This window comes from Pseudomonas sp. CFII68 (assembly GCF_000416195.1).
In the GTDB taxonomy this organism is placed as follows: Bacteria; Pseudomonadota; Gammaproteobacteria; order Pseudomonadales; family Pseudomonadaceae; genus Aquipseudomonas; species Aquipseudomonas kilonensis.
The window spans coordinates 1-16,729 of sequence record NZ_ATLN01000108.1; the positions used below are offsets into that span (position 1 = coordinate 1).

General features: G+C 61.6%; 13 protein-coding genes. 10 read left to right on the top strand and 3 right to left on the bottom strand.

Going from position 1 to position 16,729, the window contains the following annotated elements:
• A partial coding sequence (locus tag CFII68_RS07965; RefSeq protein WP_018610723.1) for a CoA transferase occupies positions 1-903 on the top strand: 903 nt, incomplete at its 5' end.
• Between the two features lie 176 nt (positions 904-1,079).
• Here CFII68_RS07965 and arcD (CFII68_RS07960) read toward each other — a convergent pair.
• Positions 1,080-2,507: an arginine-ornithine antiporter gene (arcD, locus tag CFII68_RS07960; protein WP_018610725.1), complete on the bottom strand. Its 1,428-nt coding sequence runs from the start codon at positions 2,505-2,507 to the stop codon at positions 1,080-1,082.
• A 397-nt stretch (positions 2,508-2,904) separates the two neighbouring features.
• Here arcD (CFII68_RS07960) and arcD (CFII68_RS07955) point away from each other — a divergent pair, with 397 nt between their 5' ends.
• The 6 genes from arcD (CFII68_RS07955) to CFII68_RS27755 all read left to right on the top strand — a co-directional run bounded on the left by arcD (CFII68_RS07955) (position 2,905) and on the right by CFII68_RS27755 (position 8,761).
• Positions 2,905-4,332 (top strand): arginine-ornithine antiporter, encoded by a 1,428-nt coding sequence (gene arcD, locus CFII68_RS07955; RefSeq protein WP_018610727.1) that lies wholly within the window; start codon positions 2,905-2,907, stop codon positions 4,330-4,332.
• Positions 4,333-4,363: 31 nt separating this feature from the next.
• Positions 4,364-5,620 carry an arginine deiminase gene (gene arcA / locus CFII68_RS07950; RefSeq protein WP_018610729.1) on the top strand — a complete coding sequence of 419 codons (1,257 nt, stop codon included), beginning with the start codon at positions 4,364-4,366 and terminating at the stop codon, positions 5,618-5,620.
• Between the two features lie 84 nt (positions 5,621-5,704).
• Positions 5,705-6,715: an ornithine carbamoyltransferase gene (locus CFII68_RS07945; protein WP_014336901.1), complete on the top strand. Its 1,011-nt coding sequence runs from the start codon at positions 5,705-5,707 to the stop codon at positions 6,713-6,715.
• A gap of 233 nt (positions 6,716-6,948) precedes the next feature.
• Positions 6,949-7,878 (top strand): carbamate kinase, encoded by a 930-nt coding sequence (gene arcC, locus CFII68_RS07940; protein ID WP_018610732.1) that lies wholly within the window; start codon positions 6,949-6,951, stop codon positions 7,876-7,878.
• Between the two features lie 65 nt (positions 7,879-7,943).
• Positions 7,944-8,303, top strand: coding sequence for a DUF5064 family protein (locus tag CFII68_RS07935; RefSeq protein ID WP_018610734.1), 360 nt, complete (start codon positions 7,944-7,946; stop codon positions 8,301-8,303).
• A gap of 281 nt (positions 8,304-8,584) precedes the next feature.
• Positions 8,585-8,761 carry a hypothetical protein gene (locus CFII68_RS27755; protein WP_162843733.1) on the top strand — a complete coding sequence of 59 codons (177 nt, stop codon included), beginning with the start codon at positions 8,585-8,587 and terminating at the stop codon, positions 8,759-8,761.
• 7 nt (positions 8,762-8,768) lie between these two features.
• On the opposite strand, the gene CFII68_RS07930 is transcribed toward CFII68_RS27755, so the two are convergent.
• Positions 8,769-9,662 (bottom strand): helix-turn-helix domain-containing protein, encoded by an 894-nt coding sequence (locus CFII68_RS07930; protein WP_018610736.1) that lies wholly within the window; start codon positions 9,660-9,662, stop codon positions 8,769-8,771.
• A 175-nt stretch (positions 9,663-9,837) separates the two neighbouring features.
• Between CFII68_RS07930 and pobA the strand changes: the two genes are divergently transcribed.
• A complete protein-coding gene (pobA, locus tag CFII68_RS07925) occupies positions 9,838-11,028 on the top strand; it encodes a 4-hydroxybenzoate 3-monooxygenase (RefSeq protein ID WP_018610738.1) in 1,191 nt (396 codons plus the stop codon).
• Positions 11,029-11,080: 52 nt separating this feature from the next.
• Entirely contained in the window at positions 11,081-12,616 is a 1,536-nt protein-coding gene (locus CFII68_RS07920; protein ID WP_156886105.1) for an MDR family MFS transporter, read from the top strand.
• A 127-nt stretch (positions 12,617-12,743) separates the two neighbouring features.
• Here CFII68_RS07920 and CFII68_RS07915 read toward each other — a convergent pair whose 3' ends face one another.
• Positions 12,744-14,093: an MFS transporter gene (locus CFII68_RS07915; protein ID WP_018610741.1), complete on the bottom strand. Its 1,350-nt coding sequence runs from the start codon at positions 14,091-14,093 to the stop codon at positions 12,744-12,746.
• A 351-nt stretch (positions 14,094-14,444) separates the two neighbouring features.
• Here CFII68_RS07915 and CFII68_RS07910 point away from each other — a divergent pair, with 351 nt between their 5' ends.
• Positions 14,445-16,622, top strand: coding sequence for a hypothetical protein (locus CFII68_RS07910; RefSeq protein WP_018610743.1), 2,178 nt, complete (start codon positions 14,445-14,447; stop codon positions 16,620-16,622).
• Positions 16,623-16,729: the final 107 nt, after the last annotated feature.

The window sequence follows — 16,729 nt, forward strand, 5'->3', positions numbered from 1 at the left end:
GGGTGCGCCGCCGAGATGCGTTCGTGGCAGGCCTGGCAAACCCACCCCCAAGGCCTGGCAGTCAATGCCGAGCCGCTGGTGCACCTGAGTGAAACGCCTGGAGAGCAGCGCAAACCCTGGCTCGGCTCCGTGACCCAGCCACTGGCGGGCCTCAAGGTGCTGGACCTGACCCGCGTGCTGGCCGGCCCCGTCGCCAGCCGCTTCCTCGCTGGTCTGGGGGCCGAGGTGCTGCGCATCGACCCGCCGACCTGGAACGAACCCGGCGTGGTGCCAGAAGTCACCCTGGGCAAACGCTGCGCCCGCCTCGACTTGCATCGAGCCGACGATCGCGCGGTATTCGAGGCACTGCTCAAGGACACCGACATCCTCTTGCACGGCTACCGTGCCGACGCCCTGGAGCATCTGGGCTACGGCACCGAGCTGCGTCGGCAGATGGCCCCGGGCCTGATCGACGTCAGCCTCAATGCCTACGGCTGGAGCGGCCCGTGGCAGAACCGGCGCGGCTTCGACAGCCTGGTGCAGATGAGCAGCGGCATTGCCGAAGCCGGCATGGGCTGGAAACACACCGACAAGCCGACACCGCTGCCGGTGCAAGCGCTGGATCACGGCACCGGCTATCTGCTGGCGGCCAGCGCCCTGGTGCTATTGTCCCGACGCCTGGCAAGCGGTCACGGCGGCTCGGCACGCATGTCACTGGCACGCACGGCGAAGCTGTTGATCGAACGTGGCGCTGGGGACTCGCCCCCATTGCGGGCCGAAGCCGAGGATGATCAGGGCCTGGTGGTCGAACAGACCCCGTGGGGACCGGCCCATCGCCTGCAGGTGCCCGTGAAAATCACCGGGACGCCACTGCAATGGAGCTTGCCGGCGGCGGAACTGGGCGCGCATCGGGCACGGTGGTGATGGCCCATGCCTGTGTGTCGACGACAGTTCATTGTGGCGAGGGGATTTATGTGGGAGCAAGGCTTGCCCGCGATGGCATCGCCTCGGTCTATCAGCTACACCGAGGTGTTTGCATCGCGGGCAAGCCTTGCTCCCACAGACCCCCTTCAACTCCCCCAAAAAAGGTGACCTTCGCCTCACAACGCCAAAAACCCACTGTACAACCCATACGCCGCGACGCCCGCCCCTGACATCACGCAAGCAAAAATCCCCTTTTCCACATGGGTGAACAAGGGCTGTCCCTGTTCCCGCTTGGCCTGGGCAAACAGGATCACCCCGGGTGCATACAACAGCGCCGACAACAGCAGGTATTTCACGCCACCGGCATACAGCAGCCACACCGCGTAGCACAGCGCGACGCCACCGATGCACAGGTCTTTCATCCGCCGGGCCGAGCCCTGTTCGTAGGTTTCCCCCCGGGCGCAAAGCAGCACCGCATAGGCCGCCGACCACAGGTACGGCACCAGGATCATCGACGAGGCGAGGTAGATCAGGCTGGTGTAGGTGCCTGCGGAAAACAGAGTGATCAGCAAAAACAGTTGGATCATGCCATTGGTCAACCACAGCGCGTTGACCGGCGCATGGTTGGCATTTTCCTTGGTCAGGAACGCCGGCATGGTCTTGTCCCGGGCGGTGGCGTAGAGGATTTCAGCGCACAACAGCGCCCAGGACAGCAAGGCTCCCAACAGTGAAACCGCCAACCCCAGGCTGATCAGCAACGCGCCCCAAGGCCCGACAATGTGCTCCAGGACGCCGGCCAGGGACGGGTTCTGCAACTGCGCCAGTTCCGGCTGGCTCATGACCCCCAGGGACAACACATTCACCAGCACCAGCAGCGCCAATACCCCGAGAAAGCCGATCACCGTCGCACGCCCTACGTCCGCACGTCGTTCTGCCCGTGCTGAATAGACGCTGGCGCCTTCGATGCCGATGAACACGAACACCGTCACCAGCATCATGTGCCGCACCTGGTCCATCACACTGCCCAGGTCCGGACTCATCGCGCCCCAGATATCGCGGGTGAAAATCTCGGCCTTGAAGGCCACGGCGGCCATGACCACGAACATCAACAGCGGCACGACCTTGGCCACGGTGGTCACCAGGTTGATGAACGCCGCCTCCTTGATCCCGCGCAACACCAGGAAATGCACCGCCCACAGCAACAACGACGCACAGCCGATGGCCACCGGCGTGTTGCCTTGGCCGAACACCGGAAAGAAGTAGCCCAAGGTGCTGAACAGCAGCACGAAGTAACCGACATTGCCCATCCAGGCGCTGATCCAGTAGCCCCAGGCAGACGAGAAACCCATGTAGTCACCAAACCCGGCCTTGGCATAGGCGTACACGCCCGAGTCCAATTCCGGCTTGCGATTGGCCAGGGTCTGGAACACGAAGGCCAGGGTCAGCATGCCGACGGCGGTGATGGCCCAGCCGATCAGCACCGCACCAACATCGGCCCGAGCCGCCATGTTTTGCGGCAGGGAAAAAATCCCGCCACCGATCATTGACCCCACCACCAGCGCGATCAGTGCGCCCAGTGGCAACTTTTCAATCGGCTGCGGCATTTTTGCTCACTATTAAATTAAGTAAATAAAGCGACATAACGTTTTTGAATAACGTCACCCATACAAAGTCCAAAGCCTTATGACTCGGCCATTCTCCAATGGCCCTAATTAAAAAGACCATGCCTCCCCTATTATTATTGTCACGAACGCAGCCTACAAAATAGTTGCGACCCAACGGAAATCAACTAGCGTGAATAGTCCTGCGGCAAGAAAACCTTCACAAACCCTTTGCCAAAGGCCCTGAAGCGGGCCTTTCGAGCAACTTCAAGACGCCAACGGACGGTGTTAACTCCTTCATTAACAATGGAATGTTGTCATGCACTGATCCAGATCAGATATTCAACTTTCAAATCGACTTAGTCTGTTGACTCTCTTCTCCTGCACTGGAGTCTCGCAAATGTCTGATACCCCCGGAAAACTTCGATTGGGTGCGCTGGTTGCACTGGTGGTCGGCTCAATGATCGGCGGGGGAATCTTTTCCTTGCCACAAAACATGGCGGCCAGTGCCGATGTCGGTGCCGTGCTGATCGGCTGGGCGATTACCGCCGTCGGCATGCTGACCCTGGCCTTTGTGTTCCAGACCCTGGCCAACCGCAAACCCGATCTGGATGGCGGGGTGTATGCCTACGCCAAGGCCGGGTTTGGCGACTACATGGGTTTCTCATCCGCCTGGGGCTACTGGATCAGCGCCTGGCTGGGCAACGTCGGCTACTTCGTATTGTTGTTCAGCACCTTGGGCTACTTTTTCCCGATTTTTGGTGAAGGCAACACCGTAGCTGCGGTGATTGGCGCCTCGGTGTTGTTGTGGGCGGTGCATTGGCTGGTGCTGCGCGGCATCAAGGAAGCCGCGTTCATCAACCTGGTGACCACCGTCGCCAAGGTCGTGCCGCTGGTGCTGTTCGTGTTGATCGCGGTGTTCGCCTTCAAGCTCGAGATCTTCACCCGGGACATCTGGGGCACGATGAACCCGGACCTGGGCAGCGTGATGAACCAGGTGCGCAAGATGATGCTGGTCACCGTGTGGGTGTTCATCGGCATCGAGGGCGCGAGTATTTTTTCCGCCCGCGCCGAGAAACGCAGCGACGTCGGCAAGGCCACCGTCATCGGTTTCATCACCGTGCTGCTGTTCCTGGTGCTGGTGAACGTGCTGTCCCTGGGCATCATGACCCAGCCAGAACTGGCGAAGTTGCAGAACCCGTCCATGGCCGCCGTGCTGGAGCATGTCGTGGGGCACTGGGGCGCGGTGCTGATCAGCGTCGGCCTGATCATCTCGCTGCTCGGCGCCCTGCTGTCCTGGGTGCTGCTGTGCGCCGAAATCATGTTCGCCGCCGCCAAAGACCACACCATGCCCGAGTTCCTGCGCCGGGAGAACGCCAACCACGTACCGGCCAACGCCCTGTGGCTGACCAACGCGATGGTCCAGGTGTTTCTGGTCATCACCCTGTTTTCGGCCAGCACTTACCTGTCACTGATCTACCTCGCCACCTCGATGATCCTGGTGCCGTACCTGTGGTCGGCGGCCTACGCAGTGTTGCTGGCGGTGCGCGGCGAGACCTACGAAGGCTTCGCGGCCGAGCGCCGCAAGGACCTGGCCATCGGCGCCATCGCCCTGATCTATGCGGTGTGGCTGCTGTATGCCGGCGGGATCAAGTACCTGCTGCTCTCCGCCCTGCTCTATGCCCCCGGCGCGATCCTGTTCGCCAAGGCCAAGCACGAGCTGGGCAAACCGATTTTCACCTCTGTCGAGAAGCTGATTTTCGCCGCAGTGGTCGCAGGCGCCCTGGTGGCGGCCTATGGGCTCTACGACGGCTTCCTGACCTTGTAGTTGGCTGATTGTTCTAACGGGAGGATTTGTAATGACCACGGAAAAAGTGAAATACGGCGTGCATTCCGAAGCCGGTAAATTACGTAAAGTCATGGTGTGTTCCCCAGGCCTGGCCCACCAGCGGCTGACCCCGAACAACTGCGACGAGCTGCTGTTCGACGATGTGATCTGGGTCAACCAGGCCAAGCGCGATCATTTCGACTTCGTCACCAAGATGCGCGAGCGCGACATCGACGTGCTGGAAATGCACAACCTGCTGACCGACATCGTCGCCATCCCCGAAGCCCTGGACTGGATCCTGCAGCGCAAGATCACCGCCAACTCGGTGGGCCTGGGCCTGGTGAATGAAGTCGGTTCGTGGCTGCGCAGCCTGGAGCCGCGCCATATCGCCGAATTCCTGATCGGCGGCGTCTCGGCCGACGACCTGCCGGACAGCTTCGGTGGCAAGACCATCCAGATGTTCCGCGATTTCCTCGGGCATTCCAGTTTCATCCTGCCGCCGCTGCCCAACACCCAGTTCACCCGCGACACCACCTGCTGGATCTACGGCGGCGTGACCCTGAACCCGATGTATTGGCCGGCGCGCCGCCAGGAAACCCTGCTGGCCAGCGCCATCTACAAATTCCACCCCGAGTTCACCCAGGCTGACTTCCAGATCTGGTACGGCGACCCGGACCAGGATCACGGCAACGCCACCCTCGAAGGCGGCGACGTGATGCCCATTGGCAACGGCGTGGTGCTGATCGGCATGGGCGAACGCTCGTCCCGCCAGGCCATCGGCCAACTGGCGCTGAACCTGTTCAAGAACAAAGCCGTGGAGCGGGTGATCGTCGCCGGCTTGCCGAAATCCCGCGCCGCCATGCACCTGGACACCGTGTTCAGCTTCTGCGACCGCGACCTGGTCACGATTTTCCCGGAAGTGGTGAGCCAGATCGTCGCCTTCTCCCTGCGCCCTGACGAAAGCAAGCCCGGCGGCATCGACGTTCGCCGCGAGGACAGCAGCTTCCTCGACACCGTGGCCGCGGCCCTCAAGCTGTCGACACTGCGGGTGGTGGAAACCGGCGGCAACAGCTTCGCCGCCGAGCGCGAGCAATGGGACGACGGCAACAACGTGGTGGCCGTGGAACCGGGCGTGGTGATCGGCTACGACCGCAACACCTACACCAACACCCTGCTGCGCAAGGCCGGTGTGGAAGTCATCACCATCAGCGCCAGTGAACTGGGCCGGGGCCGGGGCGGTGGTCACTGCATGACCTGCCCGATCATCCGCGACCCGATCGATTACTAACCTTTGAGCCTGGGCCGGCACCGCTCTGCATCCCACGGCAGAGACCGGCCCCGGGGATAACCTACACCTGAGGAGATCCACATCATGGCGTTCAACATGCGCAACCGCAGCCTGCTGAGTCTGATGCACCACACCAACCGCGAGCTGCACTTTTTGCTGGACCTGTCCCGCGACCTCAAGCGTGCCAAGTACACCGGCACCGAACAGCCGCACCTCAAGGGCAAGAACATCGCGCTGATTTTCGAGAAGACCTCGACCCGCACCCGCTGCGCCTTCGAAGTTGCGGCCCATGACCAGGGGGCCCACGTCACCTACATCGACCCGGTGTCGTCGCAGATCGGTCACAAGGAAAGCATGAAAGACACCGCCCGGGTCCTGGGGCGGATGTTCGACGCCATCGAATACCGAGGCTTCGAACAGGAGATCGTCGAGGAGCTGGCCAAGTTCGCCGGGGTGCCGGTGTTCAACGGCCTGACCGCCGAATTCCACCCCACCCAAATGATCGCCGACACCCTGACCATGCGCGAACACAGCGACAAGCCGCTGCATGACATCAGCTACGCCTACCTGGGTGATGCCCGCTACAACATGGGCAATTCGCTGTTGATGATCGGCGCCAAACTGGGCATGGACGTGCGCATCGGCGCGCCGAAAGCCTTGTGGCCGCATCAGGACTTCATCGACCAATGCCAGGCCTTCGCCGCCGAAAGTGGCGCGCGCCTCACCATCACCGAAGACCCGAAGGAAGCCGTCAAGGGCGTGGACTTCATCCACACCGATATCTGGGTGTCCATGGGCGAGCCGGTGGAAGCCTGGGATGAGCGCATCGAGCAATTGCTGCCCTACCAGGTCAACGCGCAGATGATGAAAGCCTCGGGCAACCCGCGGGTGAAGTTCATGCACTGCCTGCCGGCGTTCCATAACAGCGAAACCAAGGTCGGCAAGGACATCGCCGCCCGTTATCCGAACCTGGCCAATGGCGTGGAAGTGACCGAAGAAGTGTTCGAATCGCCGGCCAACATTGCCTTCGAGCAAGCGGAAAACCGCATGCACACCATCAAGGCGATCCTGGTGTCGGCGTTGGCGGATATCTAGGACCTCGGAGCAGAACTGTGGGAGCAAGACCTGTGAGAGCTGACCTGTGGGAGCAAGGCTTGCCCGCGATGGCATCGCCTCGATCCATCAGCTACACCGAGGTGCCTGCATCGCGGGCAAGCCTTGCTCCCACAGATCAGCTCCCACAGGTCAGCTCTCACAGGTCTTGCTCCCACAGGCAAGCTTCCACAAGGGAACAGCATTGTTCGTTCCATTTTTGAAAGGACAGCACCATGCGTATCGTCGTTGCCCTGGGCGGTAACGCCCTCCTGCGTCGGGGTGAACCCATGACCGCAGACAATCAACGCATCAACATCCGCACCGCGACCGAACAGATCGCGAAAATCCACCCTGGCAATCAACTGGTGATCGCCCACGGCAACGGCCCGCAGGTCGGCCTGCTGTCGTTGCAGGCGGCGGCCTACACCTCGGTCGCGCCGTATCCGCTGGACGTGCTCGGCGCCGAAACCGAAGGCATGATCGGCTACATCATCGAACAGGAACTGGGCAATCTGCTGGACTTCGAAGTCCCCTTCGCCACGCTGCTGACCCAGGTTGAAGTGGACGCCAACGACCCGGCCTTCCAAAAACCCACCAAGCCCATTGGCCCCGTCTACAGCCAGGAAGAGGCGCAGAAACTGGCCGCCGAAAAAGGCTGGGCCATCGCCCCGGACGGCGACAAGTTCCGTCGCGTGGTCGCCAGCCCCAGGCCCAAGCGCATCTTTGAAATCCGCCCGATCAAATGGCTGCTGGAAAAGGGCAGCATCGTGATTTGCGCCGGCGGCGGGGGCATTCCGACGATGTACGACGCCGACGGCAAGCTGCAAGGCGTGGAAGCGGTGATCGACAAGGACCTGTGCTCGGCGCTGCTGGCCGAACAGCTGGAAAGCGATCTGCTGGTGATCGCCACCGACGTCAACGCCGCGTTCATCGACTTCGGCAAGCCGACCCAGAAAGCCATTGCCCAGGCCCACCCCGACGACATGGAAAAGCTCGGCTTCGCCGCCGGTTCCATGGGGCCGAAGGTCCAGGCGGCCTGCGAATTCGCGCGCAACACTGGCAAGGTCGCGGTGATCGGTTCACTCTCGGACATCGACGCGATCGTCCAGGGCAAGGCCGGCACCCGCATCAGCACGGCGACACCCGGCATTACTTATCGATAACAGGAAACTTGCAGGGCAGATCCAGGGTCTGCCCTACTCCCCATGCCTTCTAAGGAGAGTTGCTTATGGCCATGTTCGAACCCGGACACCTGCACATGGAGCGCCATGCGCTGAACAAGGACGATTTCAGCTACAACCTGTGCATCGACTACAAGGTCGATCAGGACGGCAAGGAGGGCACGGGCATGTCGTTCCGGGTGCATGGCACCATCGAGGACAAGACCCTGGACGAGACGTTCTTCCTGGCCAAGGACCAGGCCTTCGACTTCGCCCGCCATGCCACGCGCATCGCCCAGAAATACGGCTTGCCCAAGACCGCCAGCATCGGCTCGATGCACAAGTACTACGACGAAATGTTCGAAGACGTGCGCAAGCAACTGGACGTCAAGCCAGGCGATCCGATGAAGCCGGAGCACCTGGAATAACCCGGTTAAAAGCCCACCCCTATACCCTGTGGGAGCAAGACCTGTGGGAGCAAGGCTTGCCCGCGATGCAGGCACCTCGGTGTAGCTGATGGATCGAGGCGATGCCATCGCGGGCAAGCCTTGCTCCCACAGATCAGCTCCCACAGGTCTGCTCCCACCAACAGGGGAATATCAGTGTTCTGAATATCGGGTTACACACAAAGCCTGCCAGGCTGGCAACTCGCCACGGCTGACCTATTCTGAAAGTAGTACCCCCGGGTATTCGTTCAGAGGTCACCGCCATGAACATTAAAACAAGAAGACGCCTCGCCATTTTTGTCACCTGCGCCGCCACGCTAGCGCTGTATGGCACTGCGGCCTATCGGGTCGAGCAGGCCCGGCAACTGCCCCGTGAATACGCCAGTTGCAACTTCGAACGGTGCATCCCCCACAGCGCGACCCTGAACGCCCTGCGCTGAGGCGTGGTCAGTCGTCCTGTTGATCGGTCTTGAGCCGGTCCCGGAACGCCTTGGGCGAGATGCCGACGCGCCGGCGGAACAGCCGGGTGAAGTTGGTCGGGTCGGAAAACCCGAGCATCTCGGAAATCTCGTAGATGGTCATGCCGGTGTAGGTCAGCAGGCGCTTGGCTTCCAGCAACTGGCGCTCATGCATGATCTGCAACGCCGGTTGCCCCGCCAGTTCCCGACAGGTGCCGTTGAGGTGCGACACGGAAATGCCCAGGCGATGGGCCAGGTCCTCGACCTTGACGTGCTCGCGATAGGTTTCTTCCACCAACTGAATGAACCCGTTGAGGTATTCCCGGGCCCGTTGCGGGCGCTGGGCCTGGGTGTGGCGCTGCATCACCTGGCGGCTGACCCAGACCATGATCACGCTGACCAGCGCGTGCATCAGCATTTCCCGCGCCGGTTGATGCCCCACGTACTCATTCTGCAAGGCGCTGAACAGGCTATTGAGGTACTCGGCATTCTCAAGGGCGGGGTAGCTTTCGGCCTGGGCCAGGACGTTGACCGAATGCCCCAGTTGCGCTTGCAGGTACGTGACCAGCGGCGCCGCCAGGGTCACCACATAACCTTCCACATCCTCGGAAAAACGAAAGCCATGGACCGACAGCGGCGGCAGGATCTGCACGGCCGGTTCGGTGAGTTGCGTGCGCCGGCCCTCGATTTCCAGTTCCGCCTGGCCCTTGAAGACAAACAACAGCTGGCACAGATCGGCATGCCGATGGGGTTTGATTTCCCATTGATGCTCGCGGCTGCGCTTGGAGATGGTCTCGCAGTGCAACAGGTCCGGCGTCGGCCATTCCTGGCTCTCACCGTAGAGCTTGAACACCGGGATCGAAGGCAGGTCAGGTTTTTTCATAACGTGGATCCGGGCCTGGGGTTGCGGGCGATAATCGCACCAATTGGCGAAAAGAACAGGTATCAGCTCAGTTTTCCCCTTCAATTGACAGCTCCGCAAGCGAAAAATGTAGGCACTCGATTTCTAATAATCAACACCGACCCTGGTCGCGTGCTTCGTGCGAGTCATAAGAACAATGAAAACCCTCAAGACCCAAGTCGCTATTATCGGTGCCGGCCCCTCTGGCTTGCTGCTCGGCCAGTTACTGCACAACGCCGGGATCGACACTGTCATCCTCGAACGCCAGACCCCGGAATACGTCCTGAGCCGCATCCGCGCCGGTGTGCTGGAGCAAGGCATGGTCGAACTGCTGCGCCAGGCCGGCGTTGGCCAGCGCATGGACGCCGAAGGCCTGCCCCATGACGGTTTTGAACTGGTGCTCAACGATCGGCGGGTGCACATCGACCTCAAGGGCCTGACCGGTGGTAAAAATGTCATGGTCTACGGCCAGACCGAGGTGACCCGTGACTTGATGGCCGCCCGCGAAGCCGCCGGCGCCCGGACCCTGTACCTGGCCAGCAATGCTCAACCCCACGACATGCAAACCGAAAACCCTTTCGTGACCTTCGAGCATGAAGGGGAAACCTGGCGCCTGGACTGCGACTACATTGCCGGTTGCGACGGTTTCCACGGCGTGGCGCGACAGTCCATTCCTGCGGAAAAACTCAAGGTCTTCGAGCGCGTCTACCCGTTTGGCTGGCTCGGCGTGCTGGCCGACACCCCGCCGGTCCACGAAGAACTGGTCTACGCGCGCCACGCGCGCGGTTTTGCCTTGTGCAGCATGCGCTCCAAGACCCGCACCCGATATTACCTGCAAGTGCCCGCCGAGGAACAAGTGGCCGACTGGCCGGACGAGCGCTTCTGGGATGAACTGAAAAACCGCCTGCCCGCCGACCTGGCCGAAGCCCTGGTGACCGGCCCGTCCATCGAGAAAAGCATCGCCCCGCTGCGCAGCTTCGTGGTCGAGCCGATGAAGTATGGGCGGATGTTCCTGGTGGGCGATGCGGCGCACATCGTCCCGCCCACCGGCGCCAAGGGGCTGAACCTGGCGGCCAGCGATGTCAGCACGCTGTTCAACATCCTGCTCAAGGTCTATCGCGACGGCCGTGTGGATCTGCTGGAGAAGTATTCGGCCATCTGCCTGCGGCGCGTCTGGAAAGCCGAACGGTTCTCCTGGTGGATGACCTCGATGCTGCACCGCTTCGACGACGATGCCTTCAACCAGCGCATCAGCGAAGCCGAGCTGGAATATTTCCTCGACTCCGAGGCCGGCCGGAAAACCATTGCGGAAAATTACGTCGGGCTTCCTTACGAGGCTATCGAATAGCCGCCTATCGACTTAAACTGCGGGCGTCATCCCATTCGCCTTACCTGGCGTGATGCCCGCAGGTTCTGCCGTGACTCAGTTCAATACGCTCCAAGCCCCAAAACCGGCCATCCGCAGCGTGCTGGTGGCCCTGATGCTGGCGATTTTCCTCGGTGCGCTGGACCAGACCATCGTCGCCGTCTCGATGCCGGCCATCTCCGCACAATTTGCCGACGTCAGCCTGCTGGCCTGGGTGATTTCCGGCTACATGGTCGCCATGACCGTGGCGGTGCCGATCTACGGCAAGCTCGGTGACCTCTACGGTCGCCGGCCGCTGATGCTGTTCGGCATGGGCCTGTTCACCCTGGCCTCGCTGTTCTGTGGCCTGGCCCAAAACATGGAGCAACTGGTGCTGGCGCGGATTTTCCAGGGCATCGGCGCCGGCGGGATGATTTCGGTGAGCCAGGCGATCATCGGCGACATCATCGCGCCCCGCGAACGTGGCCGCTACCAGGGCTATTTCAGCAGCATGTACGCGGTGGCCAGCGTGGCCGGGCCGGTGCTCGGCGGCTACATGACCGAGTACCTGTCGTGGCGCTGGGTGTTCTGGATCAACCTGCCGCTGGGCCTGGTGGCCTGGTGGGTGGCTCGACGCAGCCTGGTCGGGCTGCCGGTGCCGCAACGCACGCCGATCATCGATTACCTGGGCACCGTGTTGCTGATCATCGGCCTGACGGCGCTGCTGCTGGGGATTACCCAGGTCGGCCAGGGTCATGCCTGGCACAGCCGTGAAGTGCTGGGATTGCTGGGTTGCGCAGGCGCGGCGCTGGGGGTGTTCGCCTGGCACGAGCGCCGGGCGCGGGAGCCGTTGTTGCCGATGCACCTGTTCGCCAACCGCGATGCGGTGCTGTGTTGGTGCACGGTGTTCTTCACCAGCTTCCAGGCGATTTCCCTGACGGTGCTGGTGCCGTTGCGCTTCCAGAGCGTGACCGGCGCGGGCGCCGACAGTGCGGCGTTGCACTTGCTGCCGCTGGCGATAGGACTGCCGATCGGCGCGTATTGCGCCGGACGCCGGACCTCAGTCACGGGGCGCTACAAGCCGATGATCCTGAGCGGCGCCCTGCTCTTCCCGTTCGCTATCCTCGGCATGGCTTTCACCCCGCCCGCTGCGCTCTGGCTGAGCAGCCTGTTCATGCTGCTCAGCGGCATCGCCTCCGGCATGCAGTTTCCCACTTCGCTGGTGGGCGCGCAGAACGCCGTACACCAACAGGACATCGGCGTCGCCACCAGCACCACCAACCTGTTCCGCTCCCTTGGCGGCGCGGTGGGTGTGGCACTGATATCAGCGTTGCTGCTGGCCTTGCTGCAAGATTCAAGCTTCACCCAGCTCGCCAGTTCGTCGCTGATCGGTGAAGGGCATTCCGGCAACGTCTTGCTGGACGGCCTGAACGCCGCCCCAGGCGAGGCGCAGAACGCCTTGCGCCAGGAATTGCAGGCGACGTTCCGGCATTTGCTGGTGATCAGCGCGGCGGTGTCGCTGCTGGGGTTGGCCGCGGCGCTGGTGATGCCCAATCGCTTGCTGCGTGGGCGGGATGAGAAGGTCCGCTAGCCAAAATGCACAAGCCCCTGTGGCGAGGGATTTGTGGGAGCAAAGCTTGCTCGCGAAACAGACGCCTCGGTTTTCCGAAAGACCTCATCGCCTTCATCGCGGGCAAGCCTTGCTCCCACAGATGCTGTCAAGCCGTCGCCACAACACCTTCGGGCAGCACCACCGCGCTCATCCCGTCCTTCATGCGCTTGGCATCGCGCACAAAACAACGTGACGCCAGGAACAGGAACACCATGGTCAGGAACAGCGCCACCGGGATCAGGTACATCGCGTCATGCAGGCCGATGGCCTTGAACGCTTCGGTCATCTGGTCGACCCCGGCCGCGGCCATGGCCGTGCGGGCGAAGTAGTCGGACAAAGCGCCCACCACCACCGGCCCCAGGCCGCCCCCGAGCAAGTACAGGCCGGCGAAGAACAGCGCCATCGCCGTGGCCCGCAGGCGCGGCTCGACCACGTCCTGGATCGCCGTGTACACGCAGGTATAAAAGGTATAGGCGAACAACCAGCCGACACTGAACACCGCGACGAACACACCGATTTCAATTCGCCCGGCATGCAATGCCCAGGCCGTGGTGAGCGTCGAGATCACCAGGCTGAACGCGGCGAACAGCAAGCGACCGCTGGGCACGCGCTGGTGAATCTTGTCGGCGATCCAGCCGCCGAGGGTCAAGCCGAACAACCCGGTCACGCCCACCATGATCCCGGTGGCCACGGCCGCCTCGTGCAACGGCATCAGGAAATAGCGTTGCAGCATCGGCACCAGGAATGAGTTGCAGGCATAGGTGGCGAAGTTGAAGCACAGCCCGGCCAACACCAGCCACAGGAAGGTGGGGATCGCCAACACTCGACGGATCGGCCGGTCGATCTTTTCCTGGGACACCTGCACGGTTTCCGCCGCGCCGCGCTTGGGCTCCTTGATGAAGAACATGAACACCGCCAGCACCAGGCCTGGCACAGCCGCGATAAAGAACGGCGCGCGCCAGCTGTCGAAGGCCTTGACCATCGCGCCGATGGTGAAGAACGCCAGCAGCAAGCCAATCGGCAGGCCCAGCATGAAAATGCCCATGGCCCGCGCCCGGCGATGGGCCGGGAACAGATCGCCGATCAGTGAGTTGGCCGCTGGCGCATAACTCGCCTCACCGATCCCCACGCCCATACGCACCACGAGGAACGCCCAGAAACTGCCCACCAGGCCGTTGACCGCCGTCAGCGCGCTCCAGGTCGCCAGGCCCCAGCCCATCAACTTGCTGCGCGAACCGGTATCGGCCATGCGTCCCAATGGCAACCCGGCAATGGCGTAGACGAGGGTGAAAGCGGTGCCGATGATGCCGATCTGGAAGTCGCTGAGGCTCCACTCCATGCGAATCGGCTCGATGATGATCGCCGGGATCGTGCGGTCGAAGAAATTGAACAGGTTGGCCAGGAACAACAGGAACAGAATGCGCCAGGCATTCGCCGCTTGGGTCGAGTTCTGCATGGGTCCGTCTCTTTTATTGTTATGGAGCATTAGCGGAATCTGCAATCTAGACAGCGGCGCGCAGGCTGTCTCCAATCATTCGCAAGGCTGATACCCACCCATGGCGAGCGGCGCGTTTCTTGATAACGGTCAATTTCCTGCAACAATTGCCATCATTTCGCCCATTCTTGATTAAAGATCGTCTCCCGGTGGCCGATTCAACCTATCAGGAAAGAATCTCTCGAGCGGCCCCCAGGCTATAGCCCTGGACGCTCGGGCCGACCTTCGCGCCATCCAGGACGCGAGCTCCCATCCGCGATGGTTCGATGACAGCGCTCGTCGAGCCAACCAAGTTCAGGCATATGGCGCACAATGACTTCCAAAAAAACAGCCACTGCGGTATCCGATCTGACCCTGAGCCCGGCCGCCAACGGCCCTGAAGTCTCGAAACCATCGAGCAGCTCGCGTCCCCTGTCGACTCAACAGTATCTGTATTTCACCGAAACCAACACCGACCGGATCCTCGACAACCTCGATGGCCTGCGCGACGCGGTGTTCCCGCGCCCGCCCCATCTGGTAGAGGACGAGAGCGACCGTGCCCAGCAGGAGTTCCCGTCGGTGTGCCTGATAGGCCTGGGTCGCTGCGGCTCCAACATCGCCCTGGACGTGGCGGAGCTGGTGTACAACGCCCGCAAGTTCTACCTCAACGAATTCAACGCCGAAGACAAGGCCTACAGCGACAAGGGCTACAGCCCCGCGCAGTGGATCCGCAACAACCTGCGCCTGGGCAACAGCAAGGCCAGCAAACCGGTGTTCCTGGTGGAACCGCTGGTGATGCTCGGCGACCTGGACAAGGACATCGCCGGGCGCATCCGCTTCTCGCGCAAGGGCGAGAAGAGCGGCTTTTTGCGCGACTACAGCAAAATGAAGATCATGGACCTGTCGGAAGTCCATGCCGGTGGCGCCGGTAACGCGCCGATCCTGGGCCAGTACCTGGCCAAGATCATCCTGAACAAGGACACCCAGCGGTTCTCCAGCCCCGACTGGAAAATGATCCACTCGTACCTGATCGACAGCTGCGGCATCAAGGCCAACCAGTCGCGCCTGTACTTCTCGATCTTCAGTGCCGGCGGCGGTACCGGTTCGGGCATGGCCTCGGAATTCGGCCTGGCCCAGCAGTACTCGTACATGAACAAGACGTTCGACACCAAGCCGATGGACGAACACGACAGCAAGAGCGGTCACTCCTTCGTCTTCGAACCGATTTTCACCAGCGGCATCTGTGTGCTGCCGAACATTTCCGACCACCGCAGTGAAATGTCCGAGGCGTTGCACATCAACGCCGGACGCCTGCTGTGCAAGTACCTGTCGGAAGAATGGGATTTCTCGTACAACTTCGCCAACGAAGACAGCAGCGAAGCCAGCGTCATGGGCCGTATCCGCCCGTGGAACGCGATGATGCTGATCTCCAACGACATCATGCGCTACGCCGAAGAAAGCGATGACGGCAACATCCAGAACATTGATGTCAATGCCATGGAGAAGCACGCCAACCAGTACATCTCCCAGCAGATCTTCAACATCCTGACGGCCCAGGCCGTCACCACCGACTACGACCAGAACTACTTCCGCCGTGCCGGCATCGACATTGGCGAAACCATTCGCCTGGACGCCAACGACCTGTTCATGAGCCTGGCCGGCCCGGTGGCAATTGCCTACGCCGAGTCCGTCGTCCCGGAAACCCCGGCGCCGAGCGGCGACAAGTTCAAGGTGTTCGAGAAAGAGCCGCCGCGCCTGAACATCGACGACCTGTTCTTCCGCTCCATCGACCTGCCGCACTTCAACAAGGTCACCCAGGCCATCGAAGGCATCAGCCTGTTGCCGATCGAATCCAAGCGCTACCGGGCGTCGCTGGAGCAGTACAAGAATTCCGGCTACGACGCCGCCGCCCTGCATGACCTGCACTTCTTCAAGAATTGCTCGTCGGTAGTGTCCATCGTTTCCTTGCCCAAGGACTACAAGCTGTCCTACATGGACCTGAACCGGCTCAAGACCCACCTCAACAGCCTGTTCCCCAACACCACCCTCAAGCGCTACGCGTTGGTGATCGGCGCGTCGGCCAACCTGTCGCTCACCACGCTGATCGCCAAGAGCCCGTGCCTGTCGGATGATTTCCTGACCCTGATCGTGGCCTTCATCAAACGCTGCTTCGCCCGCACCCCGTACCGCTTCGACGACACCCTGGACAACTCGATCCTGGACTTCATCATCAATGAAGACTTCGACGAAGAACGCATCGACGACCTGCTCAACGAATTCGAAAACCCGGCGAAGATCCTCGACACCAACTGGTACGCGATCAAGCCGATGTACGAGAAGAAGTATCGCGAGCTGATCAACGACAAGGACAAGTTCGTCTCGATCAACGACATCCGCCTGTCCCGCGACTGCGTGAAGAAATCCATCAAGTACCTGCGTGAGATCTACCGTCACCGCATTGGCAAGACCAAGGTTATTTCTCTTAATAACCATACTGGCAGGTCTTACTGAGGCTGGCGTAACACCGTGGTGCCCCTTTCGCGAGCAAGCCCGCTCCCACAGTGGACCGCATTCTTTCTGAAGAAACGCGGTCCACTGTGGGAGCGGGCTTGCTCGCG

Excerpts from the sequence above, each read along its gene's own strand:
- CFII68_RS07930 (WP_018610736.1), bottom strand. The coding sequence starts at position 9,662 with ATGAAAAAACCTGACCTGCCTTCGATCCCGGTGTTCAAGCTCTACGGT.
- arcC (WP_018610732.1), top strand. The coding sequence starts at position 6,949 with ATGCGTATCGTCGTTGCCCTGGGCGGTAACGCCCTCCTGCGTCGGGGT.
- pobA (WP_018610738.1), top strand. The coding sequence starts at position 9,838 with ATGAAAACCCTCAAGACCCAAGTCGCTATTATCGGTGCCGGCCCCTCT.
- CFII68_RS07920 (WP_156886105.1), top strand. The coding sequence starts at position 11,081 with ATGCCCGCAGGTTCTGCCGTGACTCAGTTCAATACGCTCCAAGCCCCA.
- CFII68_RS07915 (WP_018610741.1), bottom strand. The coding sequence starts at position 14,093 with ATGCAGAACTCGACCCAAGCGGCGAATGCCTGGCGCATTCTGTTCCTG.
- CFII68_RS27755 (WP_162843733.1), top strand. The coding sequence starts at position 8,585 with ATGAACATTAAAACAAGAAGACGCCTCGCCATTTTTGTCACCTGCGCC.
- CFII68_RS07945 (WP_014336901.1), top strand. The coding sequence starts at position 5,705 with ATGGCGTTCAACATGCGCAACCGCAGCCTGCTGAGTCTGATGCACCAC.
- arcD (WP_018610725.1), bottom strand. The coding sequence starts at position 2,507 with ATGCCGCAGCCGATTGAAAAGTTGCCACTGGGCGCACTGATCGCGCTG.
- CFII68_RS07910 (WP_018610743.1), top strand. The coding sequence starts at position 14,445 with ATGACTTCCAAAAAAACAGCCACTGCGGTATCCGATCTGACCCTGAGC.
- CFII68_RS07935 (WP_018610734.1), top strand. The coding sequence starts at position 7,944 with ATGGCCATGTTCGAACCCGGACACCTGCACATGGAGCGCCATGCGCTG.
- arcA (WP_018610729.1), top strand. The coding sequence starts at position 4,364 with ATGACCACGGAAAAAGTGAAATACGGCGTGCATTCCGAAGCCGGTAAA.
- arcD (WP_018610727.1), top strand. The coding sequence starts at position 2,905 with ATGTCTGATACCCCCGGAAAACTTCGATTGGGTGCGCTGGTTGCACTG.